Raw genomic sequence first — 16,264 nt, 5'->3', positions numbered from 1 at the left:
CGGATCATCAGACTCAGTGTGAGGGTGGTGAAGGCTTTGAAGCTCTATCGGCATCCGTGCCGTCCGCGCTGAAGCCGGATTCGTCACCGGGGTCCCCCGGGGTGGTCTCGAACCCGTTCTCCTTGCGGAAGGAGTCGTAGATCTGCAGCAGCACGTTCTTCTGCCGCTCGCTTATCGACGGATCGGCCAGAATGACCGCCCGCGTCTCCAGCTCCTCCCGCTCCCGTTCGTCCAGAATCCCGGCGCGTACGTAGAGGGTCTCGGCGGAGATCCGCAGGGCCTTGGCGACCTGCTGCAGCACCTCGGCGCTCGGCTTGCGCAGCCCGCGTTCGATCTGGCTGAGATACGGATTGGACACTCCGGCGGCATCGGCGAGCTGGCGCAGCGACAGCTGCGCATTGCGACGCTGCTCGCGCAGGTACTCACCGAGATTGCCGACGTTGAGTGATGCCATGACTCGATAGTGCGCCCCCACCGCTAACTATTGCAAGCGCATGCTTGCAAAAGTGTTCCGCGCCACGTGCGGCCGAGCTGTGACTCGTCACGCTAACTGTCGTGTCGGCAAGATATCTGTCGTGATGACTGCCGGCCCCTGGCGCTCTGCCCGGTAGCGTCCGGCTCCATGGGTGATGTGAAGATCGTTGTTGAGTGCCGGTACGCCCCCGACCCGATCGACTACCAGCGCCTCGTCTCGCTGGTCGAGTCCACCGGCGAACGCGTCGTGCTCACTGAGGCCGACGTGCCGGTGAGTGTCCTGCTCCCGGCGGGAGTGGTGGCCGAGCTGGAGCACTGGGCCCGTGCCGAGTACTCCACACCCGCACCGATATCTCAGGAAGAGGAAGAGCAGGACGCGAACGAGTCGACGTGGGACGTTGGCCGGCTCCAGGTCGAGCCGTTGGCCGACCCGCAGGGGTACGGACCCTATATCCGGTACGTGCGCGCCGATGGCAGGCGCGTGAGCTTCGCCCGGAGCGGGATGGTGGTGGCCGTGCAGCTGACTGCCGACGAGGCGGCGTGGCTCGAGGACAAAGCCATGCACGCGCGCCAGGGATACATGGACCCCAAGCAGGCAGCGGCATTCGAGGAGTTCCTGGCCCGACAGCCACCGGTCGGCGAGCAGTGACGTCGAGACGGACCCGGTCTCGGGCCCGGAAGCGCGCCCATGGAAGCTCCGCCGCAGCCTGATCAAACGGCCAACTACGACGCTCAGACCGGCCAACTGCAGGGTTGGGTACCTGACCTGCGGCCGGGCGCCACAAGGGCGCCCGCCCGATGGACAGCCAGTTCCAGGGGTGGGGCAGACTGTCCAGGGTGGCCGAAGGTCAGCGCGTGGCGCCGCCGTAGGCGCCGGGGGCCGTACGGGCACCGTCGACGACTACGGCCCGCTCGTGGCCTTCCTGGCGTCCGTTGACGCGGGCTGGTGACCGGGGACACCATCCCCGTCTCCGGGCGGCATGCGCCGACGCCACGCGGCCTGCGCCGCTGACCCGAAACCGCCCGGAGCCGTTGCTCGACGTCAGCGAGGGGTGAGGAGGCAGAACTCGTTGTTTTCCGGGTCGGCCAGAACCGTCCAGGAGATCGCGGACTGGTCGATACCAGGGTCGGTGGCGCCCAGGGCGCGCAGTCGGGCTTCCTCTGCTGCCAGCTCGTCACCGGGGTAGGGGCGGACGTCGAGGTGGACGCGGTTCCACACGCTCTTGGTGTCGGGGGTGCGGAGGAACTCCAGGTAGGGGCCGACGCCTTTGGCGGAGCGCATGGTCGCGTGGTCGTCGGTGACCTCGTGCAACGTCCAGTCCATCGCCTCGCCCCAGAACCGGGCCATCCCTCGTGGGTCGGTGCAGTCGACCACCACCGCGGCGATCGGCCCGGTGCCCTGGTAGATCGGACGGGGCTCCAGGACGCAGAACTCGTTGCCCTCCGGGTCGGCCATGACCGTCCAGGGGACGTCGCCCTGACCCACGTCGGCGAGCGTCGCGCCGAGATCCTTCAGGCGCGCGACCAACTCCGCCTGATGGGCGGTCGAGGTGGTGGCCAGATCAAGGTGCACCCGGTTCTTCACCGTTTTGGGTTCCGGGCGGGCGACGATGTCGATGCAGACGGCCACGGGGTCGGGGTAGGCGAAGCCCACGGGTTCGAGGTTGGTCACGCCGGGTCCCTCGCTGTCGACACCCCAACCGAGTGCCTCCGCCCAGAACCGGCCGAGCACGGAGTCGTCCTGGGCCTTCATATTGATCTGCACAAGTCGTGTTGCCATGCCGCAGATCCTAGAAGCTGCCGCTGGCCCGCACACTCCACGGGCGGGCGGCCCCGGACGACAACGTGCACGACGCTCGCTGAAGCTACCCACTCCGCTGAACTCCGGACCAAGTGGGGCGACGAGTAGCCTTGGCCGTTTTCCGAGATCCTCATCAACGCCGAGGTGGCTGCACTAGTCATCGCAGACAGCAGCCCTCAGCGGCACGGAGATCCATGCCGGGCGCCGCAGGTAGGTGCTGAGGGCGAGGTTGGTCTGCCGCAGGCGCTTCACGAGCGGCTCCATGCGGATGCGGGCCGTCACCGGGTCGGGACCCTCGAGAAGGCGGGCCGCGGCATCGAGTACGGCGCCCGTCGTGAACGAGTCGGCGGGCGGGGCACTGTAGGGGCGGGAGCTCTGGCGTTTGCCTGCCGTGCTCATCATCGGCAGGGCCTGGGCGTGCCGGTGGTCGTATTCGCGGTCGAGCGCGGCGGCGAGCTGCGGTGTCCCGGTGTGTTCGCGGGCGACGGGTCAGGTGAGGAAGACCATCGCCACCACGTCCCGCAGATCGGCGAAGTAGTGAGCAATGGGCACCAACGTCCCGGCGCTTGCTGTCTGTTCAGGTCCGTCCGGTTCCAGCAGCGCCGTGAAGTGCTGCTGGAGGCGGAGGAGTACGGCGAGGGTCTCGGTGTCCTGGACGATGGCTGGCGGTACAGCGCTTGTGAGATCGGCTCCGCAGGCCGCAGGACGGTCGTCGGTAGCTGGCCCGGCGGGTGACCGGCATTGCCGTGGGTGCAGGGTTCCGTCGTGGAGTCGGGGTATCGCACTGTGGGTGCGCACGGTGTGGATCGGCTGGTCGCATGCCTGGCACTGGTGGTCCAGGAGGCGTTGGTGTTCGGCGCAGGCGAAGACCACGGGGAGGCGCCAGTTGCGTTTCCAGGGTCCGCCGAGGAGATTGTGGATCGTGGTGCCTGCAGACCCGTCTCCCGGGCGATCTCCGAGACGCTCATCGCACCAGACGCATGCAGAGCGCGAAAACGCCGGAACTCCGTCCAGCGTTCCTCATTCAAAATCACTAGCAGTGGCCTCCGTGCACCCCAACCGGTCGCACGACAGCCTGCCGATCAACAGCCCAAACCAGCCCCCGACACGCTACGAGCCGGACACGTTAGCTCGTACATGGGTGGACAGATGAGGTTGTACGCCGACAAGACGAGTCACAGCAGTTGAGCCTGAGCACGATAGGTGTCGTATTTGCACGACAACTGTCGTCATCCGCGTCCGGCCTCCTGGTGCAGGTGCTCTCGGGACGGCCTCCACGGGTCGCCGGGAAGCGGCGTTGTCGGTGGGCTCTGCCAGGGTGTGCGTCGTGGATGAACTGGTGGAGCGTGTCGACGATCAAGATCGTGTGCTGGGGGTGGTGGTCAGCCGCCGGCAGGCCATCCGGGAGGGTTGGCTGCACCGGGTCGCCGTGACGGTGTGTCGTGATGAGCGCGGGCGGTTCCTCGTCCACCGACGGTCGGAGCAGGTATCGCGCTTCCCCGGGCTCTATGAGGTCGGGGTCGGTGGCGCCGCGAATGTCGGCGAGTCCTATGAACAGGCCGCCGCGCGGGAGCTGGCCGAAGAGCTGGGTATTCGTGCGCTGCCGCGCCTGCTGTTCACGTTCATCAACCGCAGCGGTTTGAGCCCTCACTGGCTCGGCGTGCACGAAGCCGTGGTGCCGGATGCCGTGGTCCCCGATCCCGATGAGGTCGCCTGGCATGGCTGGCTGACGGAGCCGGAGCTGCGGTCGGCCCTGCTGGAGTGGCGCTTCACCCCCGACAGCCACGAAGCCTTCAGCCGATATCTCGCGTTCCGGACCGCGCAGTCCTGACCTTGCCCGCCTCGCGGGCTGGGACGCCCGCTTGCAGCCAACACTCCTTGTGAAAGCGGCTGTCCGTGATAGGGAGTACGGATGCTTGGTCGACTCGCGCTCGTTGAGCAGCTCGATGGCTTGCGGTCCGTGCTCTCCCAGAACGAGGTCCTGACCGACGTGATGACCAGGGCGGAGACGTTGGAACTGCCCGGCTGGTATGTGACGGCGGGCTGCCTTTTCCAGACGGTGTGGAACGTGGTCACCGGCAGGCCTCCGACCAGCGGCATCAAGGACTACGACATCTTCTACTTCGACGGCACCGACCTCTCCTGGGAGGCGGAGGATGCTGTGATCAAGGCAGGGCAGGAGGTGTTCGCCGGGCTGCCGGCTGAGGTGGAGATCCGCAACGAAGCCCGCGTGCACCTCTGGTACGAGCAGAAATTCGGCGTGCCCTGCCCGCCTCACGAGTCCACCGAGGCGGCGATCGACTCGTTCGCCGCGACGACGTGCTGTCTGGGGGTGCGGCTGGAACCCGGCGGCGGGTGGCGCGTCTATGCGCCCCACGGGCTTTCCGACGTGTTCAACCTCGTGGTCCGGCCGAACCCGGTGCTTGCCCCTCGGGATGTCTATGAAGCCAAGGCAGCGCGTTGGAGAGACGAGTGGCCGGAGCTCACGGTGCTGCCGTGGCCGGGCTGACGCTCGGATGCGGTTGGGCGTGCGGCGAGTTCCTCTCCAGCGGGCCAGTTGTCCTTGACGGCAGTCCGGAGTGGCTGCGAGATCCATGCGGGGCGTCGCAGGTAGGTGCTGAGAGCACGGTCGGCGTCGCGCAGTCGCTGGACGAGCGGGGCCAGACGCTTCCGCGCTTCGCTTGGGTCGGGGGCTTGGAGGAGTTGCGAGGCGATGTCCAGGACAGCGCCGGCGGCCAGGGAGTCCGCGGGCGGTGCGGTGTAGGGCTTGGAGGTCTTCTTCTGCCGGGGGTGTTGAGCAGCGGCTCGGCCTGCGCGATGCGGGAGGTGTACTCCGTGTCGAGGGCGGAGCGGGTGGGCTGACTCCCGGTGGACGCTCAGGACGCGGTCGCGGCGAGGGCGGCCAGGAGCGTGTCGATCCTCGGACGCAGTTCGGGCGAGCGGGCGCCGCCGACGACCACGGACAGCACGTCGCTCCCGACCGCGTTCGCCGGCCGGACGCCCAGCGTGCGCGTGGAGCCTGCCAGTCGACAGGACCAGCGCTTCGGGTCCTCGTCGTCGGTCGTCTCAAGGGTCCGCGCCACCGCGCCCTGGTCGGTGTCGTCATAGGGCGTCGTGTCGGTCACGGCCACAGCGTTCCATTGGGCGGGTGAAGGGCGCACGAGTTTCTCCGCAGCACTTCAGCGGCTCGGACCCCGACGTTTCCCTCTCCGGCTCGTCGCGCGCGACCGATGCGGGGGCCGACGGCCCGGAACGAACCTCATTCTGGGTAATGTGTACGGGAATATCCCCTTTCAGAGAGGGATTTCCATGGATGACGACATCACCCGCTCCGCAGGCACGAGCGGAGGCTCGACACTCGCCACCCGCAGCAGGAGCAGCGTCGGCCAGGTGGTGCCGAAGACCGCCGTGATCGCGGGCGGTGGAGCGCTGGCGGTCTGGGAGCCCGCCTTCACGCTCGGCGCCTACAACGTCATCTTCTACTACCAGATGCTCACCCTCTGGGCGGTGTCGACCGCGGTGATACTGACCGGCCTGTTGGTGCCCACGCGTCGGCAGCAGCACGGCTGGGTGTACTGGTCCTGCCTGGCTCTGCCCAGCGTGTGGCTCGCCATCGCCGCCATCGTGCCGCGCAGCGGCAGCTGGCCGGGCGAGACGCTCTTCCTGGTGGGCGGCATCATCGGCATCGTCGGCACCCCGCTGCTGGCCTGGGTGCTGCTGCAACTCCTGCTGTTCGGGGAGACGGAACTCACCGAACGCCAGCGCCGGACGGTCATCGGTGTCGTCGTGATCGTCGGCGGACTGGCCTACGCCCTCGGCAAGTTCAACCACGTCTTTCTCACCTGCGGGGATTTCGACATCAGCGGCAACAGCGTCCCGTCCGGGTGCCGCCCGGGGCATGCCTCCCCGCTCGGCTGACACGGACCCGGACGGGTGCCCCTGCCCGAGCGGACCCAGGGGGTGGCCGGCGGATCACGGCGCGGGCGACGCTCGTCTAGGCTCCGGACTGCACCACCTGGCTCTGTCAGGCGGACAGGCAGGTCGACGGAGGGGTACGGCATGAAGGTTCTGATCGCCGGGGGCGCGGGCTACATCGGCAGCACGATCGCCTCGGCCTGCTCGGACGCCGGGGTCAGTCCGGTGATCCTCGACAACCTCGCGACGGGCAGGCGGGAGTTCACGTCCGGGCGCCCCTTCTACGAGGGCGACATCGCCGACGGCCCGCTGATCGACCGCATCTTCGCCGAGCATCCGGACATCGACGCCGTCGTCCACTGCGCCGCACTGATCGTGGTCCCCGACTCGGTCGCGGATCCGCTGGGTTACTACCGGGCGAACGTCACCAAGAGCCTGGAGTTCGTCTCCCATCTGCTGCGCAACGGCTGCGAGCGCCTGATCTTCAGCTCCTCCGCCTCCATCTACGCCGCGGACGCGGACCTGACGGTCGACGAGGAGTCGCCCCTCGACCCGCAGAGCCCGTACGCCCGGACCAAGGCGGTCTGCGAGGGGATGTTCGCCGACATCGCCGCCACCCGGCCGATCCACGTGCTGTCCCTGCGCTACTTCAATCCGATCGGCGCGGATCCCAAGATGCGCACGGGACTTCAGCTCCGGCGGCCCAGCCACGCCCTGGGCAAGATGATCGAGGCGCAGGAGGAGGGTGTCCCGTTCCAGGTCACCGGCACCCACTATCCGACGCGCGACGGGTCGGGCATCCGGGACTACGTCCATGTGTGGGATCTGGCCGCCGCGCATGTGGCGGCGCTGGACAGGTTCGACGCGCTGCTGCCCGGGACGGACGGCGCCCGCTCCACCGTCATCAACGTGGGCACCGGCACGGGCACCACGGTGCGCGAACTCCTCACCGCCTTCAACAGCGTGACCGATGCCCCGGTGCCGTCGGTCGACGTGGACGCGCGGCCGGGCGATGTGGCGGGGGCGTACACCCGAAGCGAACGCGCGCACCGGCTGCTGGACTGGCAGCCGCAGTACTCGGTGACGGAAGGCATCCGTCACTCGCTGCAGTGGGTCGCCGTCCGCGACGGCGTGCTGAGGCCGTAGCCCGTACGCGCGAGCAGAGGGCGGACGCCCGCTCGCAGCGGCGGTGTGCGCCGCTGGTCCCCGCCCGTGGATATCGACCCCGGCTCCACCTGCTCCTGCTCCTGCTCCTGCTCCTGCTCCTGCTGCGGCGAACACCACGCGGACCTTCCGATGGGGGTGCGAGCTGCTGCCGGTTTGCTGCACTGAAGTGAGTTGTGGTGAGCGGGAGTGAGTCCTGCCGGCGGGTTCGTGGGGTGGGAACGGGGGTTCTGGGGCCGCATGGGTACTGCACGCCGGGGACGGCCCCCCTGTCCGAGCCGGACGGGCCGGACGCGGGCCGGACGCCCTACCGTTCCCCCTCGATCCCCGACCTCAGCTGCACGAAGGCGAGTTCGGCCGCCCCCACCGCGTCCCCGTACACCTCGTCCGCGCTCTCCCCGGCATCGATCCGCCGCCAGCTCTCCATCGCCAGGATCCGCTGCACGGCGATGATCTGCCCCGCCGCCAGCCGGTCCCGCACCCCGTCGCCCAGTGCACGCGCGAGCGCCGCCTCCGAGCGGCTCCGGTACCCGCACAGGCGGGCCACCAGCGACGGCGTCCCGTACAGCATCCGGTGGAACGCCAGCACCTCCGGCGCATCGCAGAGCCCCGTCACCGGATCGCGCCGCTCCAGGCCGTCCAGGAAGTGGCGGCGCAGGGCGCCCAGCGGCGATTCACCCTCCGGGCGGGCCGCGACCACCCTCGCCGCCTCGTCCTCGTGGTCGGCGAACCGGTGCAGCGCCAGGTCCTCCTTGGCCGGGAAGTAGCGGAACAGCGTCGGCTTGGAGATGTCGGCGGCGGCCGCCACCTCCGCCACCGAGACCTTGTCGAATCCCCGCTCCAGGAACATCGCGATCGCGGCATCGGAAACCGCCTGGTACGTCAACTGCTTCTTCCGCTCCCGCAGGCTGATCAGCGGCTGAGCCGCGGTCCCGGGTCCGGCCTTCTCTCCGTTCATGACCACGAAGCGTACGCCCTTGACCTCAACCGGACTTGATGTCCGAGGGTGGGAACACGGGCACCGGACAGGCCGACCGCCCGGATACGGAGAGGTGTGATCCGCATGCGTGCGGCACTGGTCAGGGAGCTGGGCGGCCCGGAGGTGCTGGTTCCGGCCGAGCTGCCCGATCCGACGGCGGGGCCCGCCGAGGTGGTGATCGACGTGAGCGACGTTGACACGCTCTTCGTGGAGACCCAGATCCGCTCGGGTGCGTTCCGGGACTACTTCCCGGTCGTCCCGCCGTACGTGCCGGGCGGCGGAATCGCCGGCACGGTCCGTACGGTCGGCGAGGGCGTCGACGCGGGCTGGACCGGCCGCCGGGTCATCGCCTCCCTCGGCTTCGCGGGCGGCTACGCCGAGCAGGCCGTGGCCCCCGCGGACCACCTGGTACCGGTGCCCGACGGACTCGGGCTGCGCGAGGCCGCCGCCCTGGTCCACGACGCGGTGACCGCCGCCGCGCTGCTGGAGGCCACCGCCCCCGAACCCGGCGAACGCGTACTGATCCTCGGTGCATCCGGCGGCATGGGCACCCTGCTCGTCCAGCTGGCCCACGCGGCCGGTGCACACATCGTCGCGGTGGCGCGCGGCGGACAAAAGACGGCGCTGGTACGGGAGCTGGGCGCCGATGACGTGGTCGACGGCGCGGACGCGGAGTGGGCGGAGCACGCCCGTGCCGCCCTGGAGAAGGCCGGCGGCCCTGCGGATGTGGTCCTGGACGGGGTCGGGGGCACGATGGGCGCGGCAGCTTTCGCGCTGGTCGCCGACGGCGGCCGCTTCTCCGCCCACGGGGCGCCGACCGGCACTTTCGCCCGGATCGATACCGAGGAGGCTGCGCGGCGCTCCGTCTCGCTGCGCTCCATCGCGGATGTGCAGCTGACGGACGCGGAGCACGTGCGCCTGGCCGGACACGCACTGGCCGAGGCGGCGGCCGGGCGGCTGCGCCCGGTGATCGGGCAGGTCTACCCGCTGGAGCAGGCTGCGCAGGCGCATGCGGCGATCGAGGGGCGTGGCCTGCTCGGCAAGGTGCTGCTCAGTACGCGGAAGGCGTGACGGGTCGGGGACCCGGAACCTCCGTGCCCGCGTCCGTGCCCGCGTCCGGTCCGGGCTCCTCCCGCCCGGTCGGGTCCCTCAGCAGGGCCTCGATCCCGTCCAGCACCCGCTCCAGTCCGAACGCGAACTCCTGGTCCGGATCGTCCGGCGTGCCCAGCACCCCGGACGCCAGCAGCCGCGAGAGTGCCGGGTGCCTCGCGGGGTCGACCAGCCGGTCCAGTGTCCGCGCGTACCCGTTCATCACTTCCTGCGGCGAGACGCCCCGCGCCTCGACGGCGGCGGCGAGGTCCCCCCTCAGCAGCGCCTCGTTCCGTACGAAACCGGCGACGAGGAGGATCACGGAGACCTCCTCCCTCTCGCTCAGACCGGTGCCGTCGAGCGCCTGGAGGCCCTGCTCCCACCAGGCGAGGCTGTTCGGGCTGGCGGGCGGACCCGCGACCGGGATGCGGAGCATCCACAGATTGCGGTGGAACACCTCGCGCTGCGCCCGCGCCCACTGCCGGAGCGCCTCCCGCCAGCCCGCGCCGCTCTCCAGCGCGGGCAGCGGGGGCGGCGGCCCCAGGGCCGCCTCCTGCATCAGGACGTAGAGCTCGTCCTTGGCCGATACGTAGCGGTAGAGCGACATCGTCGATGCGCCGAGATCCTTCGCGACCCGCCCCATCGAGACCGCGCCGAGCCCCTCGGCCTCGGCCACCGCCACCGCAGCGTCCACGATACGGGCCAGACTCAGGCCGGGCTTCGGTCCCTTGACCGGACGCTCCCGCAGTCCCCAGGCGGCCTCGATGCTGGCCGGCAGGCCCGTACCGCCCGACGAACCGTATGCTCCAGTCACCTGAACCACCTTCCGCGCCGCCCTCGGACCGCGGCCCCGGGGCCTGCGACGTCCCCCACCCGGGGCGGAGATCCGCCCTTGGATCCATCCTAGGAGGGGGCACGTGGCACGCGGTCAGAACACGTCCGGGCACCAGGCGCGCCGCCCCGCCCGGAACACCCCGTTCGCCACCGCGGCCGCACCCGGCGTGAGTTCGTCGATCCGGCCCAGTGCCGCGAGCCGGAGTGCCGATTCGTCGCCGAGGTAAAGCGTCCCCAACTCCCTTACGTCCAAGGACAGATCGGCGCTCCCCGTGGTCGGCGTGCAGGACGCGCCGTCCGGGGAGGCGTCCAGGCGGAAGCGGCCGCCGCTCAGGCCGGCCGGGTCGTGGACGTCCAGGGTCAGGGTGGCCGGGACCGCGTAGGTGCGCGCCTCCAGGGCTCGTACGACATCCAGGACGCGCACCCACATCCAGTCCGCCTGCGTGACGACGCGAGCCGCGCGCGGGTCCGGGAGGAGAAGGGGGAGCAGGTCGTCGGGGGCGCGGTAGCCGGAGCGGACTGTGGTGACCCAGTCGATCGAGCAGACGAAGTGCCACAGCGCCCGTTCCGCCGCCGGGGTCTCCGCGATCAGACCGAGCACGGACGCCCGGTTCAGCGGCTGCTTCGCATCGCCCCACTTGTCGTCGGCGCGGTAGACGAGCAGGCCGTCGACCTCGCCGTCCGCGTTGCGGTACACCGCGTAGAACGGTTCCGTCCACTCGCCCGGCACGGGCACGTCCTCGCCGGTCCTCAACTGCCACCAGCGGTCTCCGCGGCTGACCACGCCGTGCTGCCGGGCGCGCAGCCGGTCGTGCAGGACGGGGCCGAGCTTTCGCAGGTCCGCCCCGTCCACCAGGTCGATCCGGCCGCCGTCCGTCGTGGACGGGCCCGGCCGGCGCGGGTCCAGGCCGGTCCGCGGGACGTCGATCTCCCACTCGGTGGTCCAGGTCGCCGGACCGAACCCGTACCGCCCGTAGATCGGGTACTCGGCGGCGATCAGCGTCGCGACCACGTCGCCGCGCTCCTTCGCCGCCGCCAGGTCCGTGGCCATCATCCGGCTGAGCAGCCCGCGGCGGCGGTGCGTGGGCGACACCGTGACGTTGGTGACCGCGTCGGACGGCACGGTGGCGCCGCCGACGACCGTCAGCTCCTGCGCGAACGACCGGAACGACGCCACACACCGGCCGTCGTCGAACACCCCTTGGGTACGGGCCAGATCCATGTGCGGGAGGCGGCTCGCGACCTCCCCGTCCGTCACCGTCGGAGGGCGGAGAAAACCGGTGTTCACGGCGCGCAGCCAGCCGGGGAACTCGGCCACGGTGACAGTACGGATCTCAGGGCTCATGCGCCCACGCTAGACATACGGGAGGGAGAATGTCGCCAGGTTTTCCGGGCGTCCCCGGGACACCCGGGGGTCAGAACGCCGCCCGGATCCCGCCCACTTCCGCGCTGCCGCCCAGCAGCGGCGACCGGCCGATCCGGTCCACCACCGGTGCGTCGACGCCGAGCAGCTCCAGCGCCCTGGCCAGCACCGGGCCGAGCGCCCGCCCGCCGCCGTCGTCGATCTTGAACGCCAGCGCCCGGCCGTCCGCCAGCGCCACCGCCTGGACCGCCTCCGCGCCCATCTTGGAGAGCGTGCCAGGCACTTCGCGCATCAGCCACGTGTCGGGGCGCCGGGTGCCCGCGACGTACTCGGGGTGGGTGCGCATCGCATCCGCCACCCGGCGCTCCGCGGTGCCCGCCTCGGCCAGCACGAACGAGCGGAACGCCCGCGCCAGACCGACCAGGCTGACCGCCATCAGCGGGGCCCCGCAGCCGTCCGTGCCGATCGCTGTGACCGGCTCGCCCGCCGCCTCCTCGACCACCTGGCGGACCAGCTGCTGGAGCGGATGGGCGGGGTCCAGATAGGTCGCCGGGTCCCAGCCGTTGCGTGCGCACACCGCGAGCATCGCCGCGTGCTTGCCGGAGCAGTTCATGGTGATCCGCTCGCGGACACCGCCCGCGGCGAGATAGGTCTCCGCCTCCGCCGGGTCCAGCGGCAGATCGGGCGGGGTCTGCAGATCGTCGGGCGTCAGCCCGTGCTCGGCGAGCATCTTGCGTACGAGATCGAGGTGGAACCCCTCGCCCGAGTGACTCGCGGCGGCCAGCGCCAGCCGCTCCCCGGAGAGGTCGAGCCCGGCCCGCAGCACGGCGGCGGCCTGCATCGGCTTGTTCGAGGAGCGCGGGAAGACCGGCGCGGTCGGGTCCCCCAGCGCCTGCTCCACGCTGCCGTCGGCGGCCAGCACGACGAGCGAGCCCCGGTGGTGGCCCTCGACGAAGCCGGACCGTACGACCTCGGCCAGAACGGGCAGCTCGGGGGCCACCGGGGATATGAAGGGTGTGGAGCTCATCGTGGCGGCCTTCCGGGGCGGTGCGGGACCCGCCCCGGAAGGATCGCTTCAGGCGAGCAGGTCGTCTACTTGTGCTTCCCCATCACGGTACCTGCGGGCGATCTCAGCGCTGCAATCGTCCGCGGTGCCCTGCAGCCGGTGGCGACGGCGGGAGACCTGCTGTTCGTAGCGGACGAGCCGTCCCATCGCGGTGTGCAGCTCCTCGTCCGTCCGGGCGTCGAGGTCGGAGAGTTCGATCTCGGCGAGCGTCTCGGCGGCCAGCCGACGGAACTCGTCGCTCCGCGGCGTGGTCAGCGTCACGTGCCGGGCGGAGGAGCGGTACCGCGACGGGGTGTCGGCGAGGATCTCCGAGAGCCGGTCCACAACCGGTGTCTCGGGGTCCCGGCGGCGGGCCAGTTCGGCCCGCAGGATATCGATCCGTCCCTGGACCAGACGGCGTACGTAACTGAGGTCCGCCTCATCGCGCTGCGCGTCACGGCGCAGCGCACGCAGTTCCGGCAGTCGCAGGGCTCCCAGTTCCGGCCGCGCGGGCCCGGGCATGCCGTCGTCGAGGGCGGGACCGGTCCGCTGCACGGGTGGGCGCATGGTGCTGGTACCGGTATGGGCGGTGGTACACGTCACCGGTCCGGCACCGGGGGATTGCCCGGCTCCATATGTACTCATACTCTGTCCATCCCCTCGACCGGTGCGTCGGCATACCGCCTCCGTGCATGGTGCCACTCCACACCATGACCACGCAGTTGCTCTGTACCCGTTCAGCCCAAGATAGGTTGGTCTGTATGCGTGCAGTGGTACAGAGGGTGGACGGCGCGAGCGTCACGGTGGCTGACGGCGCGGGCGACGGAAACGGGCCCGAGGTGGTCGGTGAAATCGTCGGCGAGGGGCTGTGTGTGCTGGTCGGAGTCACCCACGGGGACACCGCGGAGAAGGCGGCGCAGCTCGCCCGGAAGCTCTGGTCGGTGCGCGTCCTGGAGGGTGAGAAGTCCTGCTCCGACGTGAATGCACCGCTTCTGGTGATTTCGCAGTTCACTCTCTACGGGGACGCCCGGAAGGGGCGCAGGCCCACCTGGAACGCCGCGGCGCCCGGCGAGACCGCCGAACCGCTGGTCGACGAGGTGGTGGCGCAGCTGCGGGCGCTGGGCGCGCAGGTGGAGACGGGCCGGTTCGGAGCGGACATGCGCGTCTCGCTCACGAACCATGGCCCGTTCACCGTACTGATCGAGGTCTGAGCCGGGTTCGGCCGTGCGCGTCCGTAGACGGCCGCGCGTAGCGGATCTACGGCTCGACGACCGTCTCCTGGGCCGCCGCGGTGTCCCCCGCGAGCAGTTCCGCGTCCACCGCCACGTTCCGCTTGACCAGCGCCAGCGCGATCGGGCCCAGCTCGTGGTGGCGGGCGGACGTCGTGATGAAGCCGAGCTGACGTCCCTCCGCACCGTCCGCGGCGAGCCGCACCGGGGTGCCGTGTCCGGGCAGGATCACGTCGCTTCCGTCCAGGTGCAGGAAGACCAGCCGGCGCGGCGGCTTCCCCAGGTTCTGCACCCGGGCCACGGTCTCCTGCCCGCGGTAGCAGCCCTTCTGGAGGTGGACGGCGGTGCCGATCCAGCCCAGCTCGTGCGGGATGGTGCGGTGGTCGGTCTCGAAGCCGAGCCGGGGGCGGTGAGCCTCGACGCGCAGCGCCTCGTAGGCCAGGATGCCGGCCGCCGGACCGTTCTCGGCGGCGTACGCCTCCAGGTCGGCGCGGGGCAGGAACAGGTCACGACCGTGCGGTGCCTCCCGTACGGCGATGCCCTCGGGGACCTCCGCGATGGAGCCGGCCGGCAGGTGCACGACGGCGAAGTCCTCGGTGCGGTCGGCGACGTCCACCCGGTAGAAGAACTTCATCGAATCCAGATAGGCGATCAGGCCGCCCTGGGTGTCCGGTTCGACGTGCATCCACACCGTCTCGCCGTCGTCGACGAGGTAGAGGGCGTGCTCGATGTGCCCGTGCGCGGTGAGGATCAGCGCCTCGGTGGCCTCGCCCGGGGCGAGTTCGCTGACGTGCTGGGTGAGCAGCAGGTGCAGCCAGGCCAGCCGGTCGCTTCCGGTGACGGTGACGACGCCGCGGTGCGAGAGGTCGACGAGGCCGGTGCCGTCGGCGAGGGCTCGCTGCTCGCGGAACAGGTCGCCGTAGTGCGCGGCGACACCTTCGTCGCGACCCTCGGCGGGGACGGCGCCGGGCAGGGACAGCAAGGGGCTCTTCATGCGACCAGCGTACGACTCGACTTAGAGGCCGCGCAGACAGGCGGGGTGGAGGAAGGAGCGGGGCGAGGGGCAAGCCTGGCAAGGCGGAGGAGGGAGGCGACGCGGAGCGTCGTCGACCGACGACAACGCCGCCAGGCGCCGCCCATCGGCACGCGACGCCGCCCCACCTGTCTGCGCGGCCTCTTACTGCGCGGACGCGGGCGGCCGGGGCCGATCGGCCGCCCGGCCGTCCACCTCACCGTCCGCCGCCTTCGCCGTGCAACCGGCGCAGCGGCCGAAGATCGCGAAGTGCTTCATGTCGGTCTCGAAGCCGAAGCTGTCCCGCAGCTTCGCGGTGAATTCGGCGACGACGTCGACATCGGCCTCGATGAGGTCCGCGCAGTCCCGGCAGACGAGATGGATGTGGTGGTGGCGGTCGGCCAGGTGGTACGTCGGCGCCCCGTGCCCCAGATGGGCGTGGCTGACCAGTTGGAGCTCCTCCAGGAGTTCCAGGGTCCGGTAGACGGTCGAGATGTTCACACCGGACGCCGTCCTGCGCACCTCGGCGAGGATGTCGTCGGGCGTCGCGTGCTCCAGCGTGTCGACGGCCTCCAGGACAAGCTGCCGCTGCGGCGTCAGCCGATAGCCACGCTGCCGAAGATCGGTCTTCCAGTCGGTGCTCACCACAGGGCCAGTGTAGGACCGGATGAGCACCTGACCGCAGGTCGTGCGCGTACCTGAGAGGCGTGGGGCTACTTGAAGAACGCGATGCCGTCGTCCGGCAGGTCGCCGAGGCTCTTCGCCATCGCCTCGACCTCTTCCGGGGTGACGACCTTCTTCAGGTGCGCCGACATGTACGGGCGCAGCTCCACGTCGGGGGTGGCCTTCTCCCCGACCCACATCAGGTCACTGTTCACATAGCCGTAGAGGCGCTTGCCACCGTTGTACGGGCCGGAGACCGCGGTCCGGGCCACCGCGTCGGTGACCAGGTCGATCTGCGGCTTCTGGTGGGCGAGCTCGCCGTACCAGATCTCGATGACGCCCTGGTCGCGGACCATGACGACCTCGACCTTGCGATGCTTGTCGATGCGCCAGTAGCCGGACTCGGTCTCCAGCGGCTTGACCTTGTTGCCCTCGGCGTCGAGCACCCAGGAGTGCGAGACGTACTCCAGGAAGTCCCGGCCGTCGTGGCTGAAGGAGACTTCCTGGCCGAAGTTGCACTTCTCGGCGCCGGGGAAGTCGGACACGCCCGCGCCCGCCCAGTTGCCGAGCAGGAAGGCAAGCGGGACGAGCTCCGGGTGGAGGTCGGACGGGATCTCGATCATGAGCGGCTCAGACGATCTGTGAGGGGGTGGTGAGTGGTGCGGACTCGGGTCAGCGCTGGCCCTGGTACAGCTT

20 protein-coding genes are annotated in these 16,264 nt (G+C 70.4%); 8 read left to right on the top strand and 12 right to left on the bottom strand.

Features of this window, described 5'->3' with window-relative positions; genetic code table 11:
• Window positions 1-13: 13 nt before the first annotated feature.
• Complete coding sequence (locus AB0I23_RS18615) at window positions 14-454, bottom strand: helix-turn-helix domain-containing protein (RefSeq protein WP_359110485.1); 441 nt, start codon at window positions 452-454, stop codon at window positions 14-16.
• Between the two features lie 168 nt (window positions 455-622).
• Between AB0I23_RS18615 and AB0I23_RS18610 the strand changes: the two genes are divergently transcribed.
• Window positions 623-1,123 (top strand): type II toxin-antitoxin system Phd/YefM family antitoxin, encoded by a 501-nt coding sequence (locus AB0I23_RS18610; RefSeq protein WP_359110484.1) that lies wholly within the window; start codon window positions 623-625, stop codon window positions 1,121-1,123.
• A gap of 393 nt (window positions 1,124-1,516) precedes the next feature.
• Here the strand turns inward: AB0I23_RS18610 and AB0I23_RS18605 are convergent, their stop codons facing one another.
• Entirely contained in the window at window positions 1,517-2,254 is a 738-nt protein-coding gene (locus AB0I23_RS18605; RefSeq protein WP_359110483.1) for a VOC family protein, read from the bottom strand.
• A gap of 174 nt (window positions 2,255-2,428) precedes the next feature.
• Entirely contained in the window at window positions 2,429-2,677 is a 249-nt protein-coding gene (locus tag AB0I23_RS18600) for a hypothetical protein (RefSeq protein WP_359110482.1), read from the bottom strand.
• A 15-nt stretch (window positions 2,678-2,692) separates the two neighbouring features.
• Here AB0I23_RS18600 and AB0I23_RS18595 point away from each other — a divergent pair, with 15 nt between their 5' ends.
• The 3 genes from AB0I23_RS18595 (at window position 2,693) to AB0I23_RS18585 (ending at window position 4,784) form a co-directional block, all read left to right on the top strand.
• Window positions 2,693-3,010: a hypothetical protein gene (locus AB0I23_RS18595; RefSeq protein ID WP_359110480.1), complete on the top strand. Its 318-nt coding sequence runs from the start codon at window positions 2,693-2,695 to the stop codon at window positions 3,008-3,010.
• Between the two features lie 592 nt (window positions 3,011-3,602).
• Window positions 3,603-4,106, top strand: a complete 504-nt coding sequence (locus AB0I23_RS18590) for an NUDIX hydrolase (protein ID WP_436846959.1) — start codon at window positions 3,603-3,605, stop codon at window positions 4,104-4,106.
• A gap of 81 nt (window positions 4,107-4,187) precedes the next feature.
• Complete coding sequence (locus AB0I23_RS18585; protein WP_359110478.1) at window positions 4,188-4,784, top strand: nucleotidyltransferase family protein; 597 nt, start codon at window positions 4,188-4,190, stop codon at window positions 4,782-4,784.
• Between the two features lie 367 nt (window positions 4,785-5,151).
• On the opposite strand, the gene AB0I23_RS18580 is transcribed toward AB0I23_RS18585, so the two are convergent.
• Window positions 5,152-5,400 carry a hypothetical protein gene (locus AB0I23_RS18580; protein ID WP_359110476.1) on the bottom strand — a complete coding sequence of 83 codons (249 nt, stop codon included), beginning with the start codon at window positions 5,398-5,400 and terminating at the stop codon, window positions 5,152-5,154.
• A gap of 184 nt (window positions 5,401-5,584) precedes the next feature.
• On the opposite strand from AB0I23_RS18580, the gene AB0I23_RS18575 reads away from it, so the two are divergent.
• Together AB0I23_RS18575 and galE are read left to right on the top strand one after the other, a co-directional pair.
• Window positions 5,585-6,193 carry a hypothetical protein gene (locus AB0I23_RS18575; RefSeq protein ID WP_359110475.1) on the top strand — a complete coding sequence of 203 codons (609 nt, stop codon included), beginning with the start codon at window positions 5,585-5,587 and terminating at the stop codon, window positions 6,191-6,193.
• 141 nt (window positions 6,194-6,334) lie between these two features.
• Window positions 6,335-7,336: a UDP-glucose 4-epimerase GalE gene (galE, locus tag AB0I23_RS18570; protein ID WP_359110473.1), complete on the top strand. Its 1,002-nt coding sequence runs from the start codon at window positions 6,335-6,337 to the stop codon at window positions 7,334-7,336.
• 325 nt (window positions 7,337-7,661) lie between these two features.
• Here galE and AB0I23_RS18565 read toward each other — a convergent pair whose 3' ends face one another.
• On the bottom strand, window positions 7,662-8,312 hold the full coding sequence (locus AB0I23_RS18565; RefSeq protein WP_359110471.1) for a TetR/AcrR family transcriptional regulator: 651 nt from the start codon (window positions 8,310-8,312) through the stop codon (window positions 7,662-7,664).
• Between the two features lie 105 nt (window positions 8,313-8,417).
• Here AB0I23_RS18565 and AB0I23_RS18560 point away from each other — a divergent pair, with 105 nt between their 5' ends.
• Entirely contained in the window at window positions 8,418-9,404 is a 987-nt protein-coding gene (locus tag AB0I23_RS18560) for a zinc-binding dehydrogenase (protein ID WP_359110469.1), read from the top strand.
• Here AB0I23_RS18560 and AB0I23_RS18555 read toward each other — a convergent pair.
• The 4 genes from AB0I23_RS18555 to AB0I23_RS18540 form a co-directional block, all read right to left on the bottom strand.
• Entirely contained in the window at window positions 9,385-10,236 is an 852-nt protein-coding gene (locus AB0I23_RS18555; protein ID WP_359110468.1) for a TetR/AcrR family transcriptional regulator, read from the bottom strand. The genes AB0I23_RS18560 and AB0I23_RS18555 overlap by 20 nt on opposite strands.
• 114 nt (window positions 10,237-10,350) lie before the next feature.
• Complete coding sequence (locus AB0I23_RS18550) at window positions 10,351-11,601, bottom strand: GNAT family N-acetyltransferase (RefSeq protein ID WP_359110466.1); 1,251 nt, start codon at window positions 11,599-11,601, stop codon at window positions 10,351-10,353.
• 70 nt (window positions 11,602-11,671) lie between these two features.
• Entirely contained in the window at window positions 11,672-12,646 is a 975-nt protein-coding gene (locus AB0I23_RS18545; RefSeq protein WP_359110464.1) for an asparaginase, read from the bottom strand.
• A 48-nt stretch (window positions 12,647-12,694) separates the two neighbouring features.
• Window positions 12,695-13,309: an RsiG family protein gene (locus AB0I23_RS18540; RefSeq protein WP_359110462.1), complete on the bottom strand. Its 615-nt coding sequence runs from the start codon at window positions 13,307-13,309 to the stop codon at window positions 12,695-12,697.
• Between the two features lie 116 nt (window positions 13,310-13,425).
• Here AB0I23_RS18540 and dtd point away from each other — a divergent pair, with 116 nt between their 5' ends.
• Window positions 13,426-13,875 (top strand): D-aminoacyl-tRNA deacylase, encoded by a 450-nt coding sequence (gene dtd / locus AB0I23_RS18535; RefSeq protein WP_359110460.1) that lies wholly within the window; start codon window positions 13,426-13,428, stop codon window positions 13,873-13,875.
• A gap of 46 nt (window positions 13,876-13,921) precedes the next feature.
• Here dtd and ygfZ read toward each other — a convergent pair whose 3' ends face one another.
• From ygfZ to AB0I23_RS18520, 3 genes are all read right to left on the bottom strand, one after another.
• A complete protein-coding gene (gene ygfZ / locus AB0I23_RS18530) occupies window positions 13,922-14,887 on the bottom strand; it encodes a CAF17-like 4Fe-4S cluster assembly/insertion protein YgfZ (protein ID WP_359110458.1) in 966 nt (321 codons plus the stop codon).
• 183 nt (window positions 14,888-15,070) lie between these two features.
• The gene (locus AB0I23_RS18525; protein ID WP_359110457.1) at window positions 15,071-15,553 is read right to left on the bottom strand and encodes a Fur family transcriptional regulator; all 483 of its coding nucleotides are present in this window, start codon (window positions 15,551-15,553) and stop codon (window positions 15,071-15,073) included.
• A gap of 65 nt (window positions 15,554-15,618) precedes the next feature.
• Complete coding sequence (locus tag AB0I23_RS18520; protein ID WP_359110455.1) at window positions 15,619-16,191, bottom strand: FABP family protein; 573 nt, start codon at window positions 16,189-16,191, stop codon at window positions 15,619-15,621.
• Window positions 16,192-16,264: the final 73 nt, after the last annotated feature.

Origin of the sequence: Streptomyces atratus, from assembly GCF_040655115.1 — a bacterium.
Taxonomy (GTDB): domain Bacteria; phylum Actinomycetota; class Actinomycetes; order Streptomycetales; family Streptomycetaceae; genus Streptomyces; species Streptomyces atratus_D.
The sequence above is the reverse complement of the archived record's forward strand: the minus strand, read 5'-3'. Positions and strand labels throughout refer to the sequence as shown.

What these genes read in the sequence shown, in the direction of transcription:
- AB0I23_RS18550 (WP_359110466.1), bottom strand. Translation starts at nt 11,601, where the DNA reads ATGAGCCCTGAGATCCGTACTGTCACCGTGGCCGAGTTCCCCGGCTGG.
- AB0I23_RS18575 (WP_359110475.1), top strand. Translation starts at nt 5,585, where the DNA reads ATGGATGACGACATCACCCGCTCCGCAGGCACGAGCGGAGGCTCGACA.
- AB0I23_RS18585 (WP_359110478.1), top strand. Translation starts at nt 4,188, where the DNA reads ATGCTTGGTCGACTCGCGCTCGTTGAGCAGCTCGATGGCTTGCGGTCC.
- AB0I23_RS18520 (WP_359110455.1), bottom strand. Translation starts at nt 16,191, where the DNA reads ATGATCGAGATCCCGTCCGACCTCCACCCGGAGCTCGTCCCGCTTGCC.
- galE (WP_359110473.1), top strand. Translation starts at nt 6,335, where the DNA reads ATGAAGGTTCTGATCGCCGGGGGCGCGGGCTACATCGGCAGCACGATC.
- AB0I23_RS18605 (WP_359110483.1), bottom strand. Translation starts at nt 2,254, where the DNA reads ATGGCAACACGACTTGTGCAGATCAATATGAAGGCCCAGGACGACTCC.
- AB0I23_RS18610 (WP_359110484.1), top strand. Translation starts at nt 623, where the DNA reads ATGGGTGATGTGAAGATCGTTGTTGAGTGCCGGTACGCCCCCGACCCG.
- AB0I23_RS18615 (WP_359110485.1), bottom strand. Translation starts at nt 454, where the DNA reads ATGGCATCACTCAACGTCGGCAATCTCGGTGAGTACCTGCGCGAGCAG.
- AB0I23_RS18560 (WP_359110469.1), top strand. Translation starts at nt 8,418, where the DNA reads ATGCGTGCGGCACTGGTCAGGGAGCTGGGCGGCCCGGAGGTGCTGGTT.
- ygfZ (WP_359110458.1), bottom strand. Translation starts at nt 14,887, where the DNA reads ATGAAGAGCCCCTTGCTGTCCCTGCCCGGCGCCGTCCCCGCCGAGGGT.
- AB0I23_RS18545 (WP_359110464.1), bottom strand. Translation starts at nt 12,646, where the DNA reads ATGAGCTCCACACCCTTCATATCCCCGGTGGCCCCCGAGCTGCCCGTT.
- AB0I23_RS18565 (WP_359110471.1), bottom strand. Translation starts at nt 8,312, where the DNA reads ATGAACGGAGAGAAGGCCGGACCCGGGACCGCGGCTCAGCCGCTGATC.
- AB0I23_RS18600 (WP_359110482.1), bottom strand. Translation starts at nt 2,677, where the DNA reads ATGATGAGCACGGCAGGCAAACGCCAGAGCTCCCGCCCCTACAGTGCC.
- dtd (WP_359110460.1), top strand. Translation starts at nt 13,426, where the DNA reads ATGCGTGCAGTGGTACAGAGGGTGGACGGCGCGAGCGTCACGGTGGCT.
- AB0I23_RS18540 (WP_359110462.1), bottom strand. Translation starts at nt 13,309, where the DNA reads ATGAGTACATATGGAGCCGGGCAATCCCCCGGTGCCGGACCGGTGACG.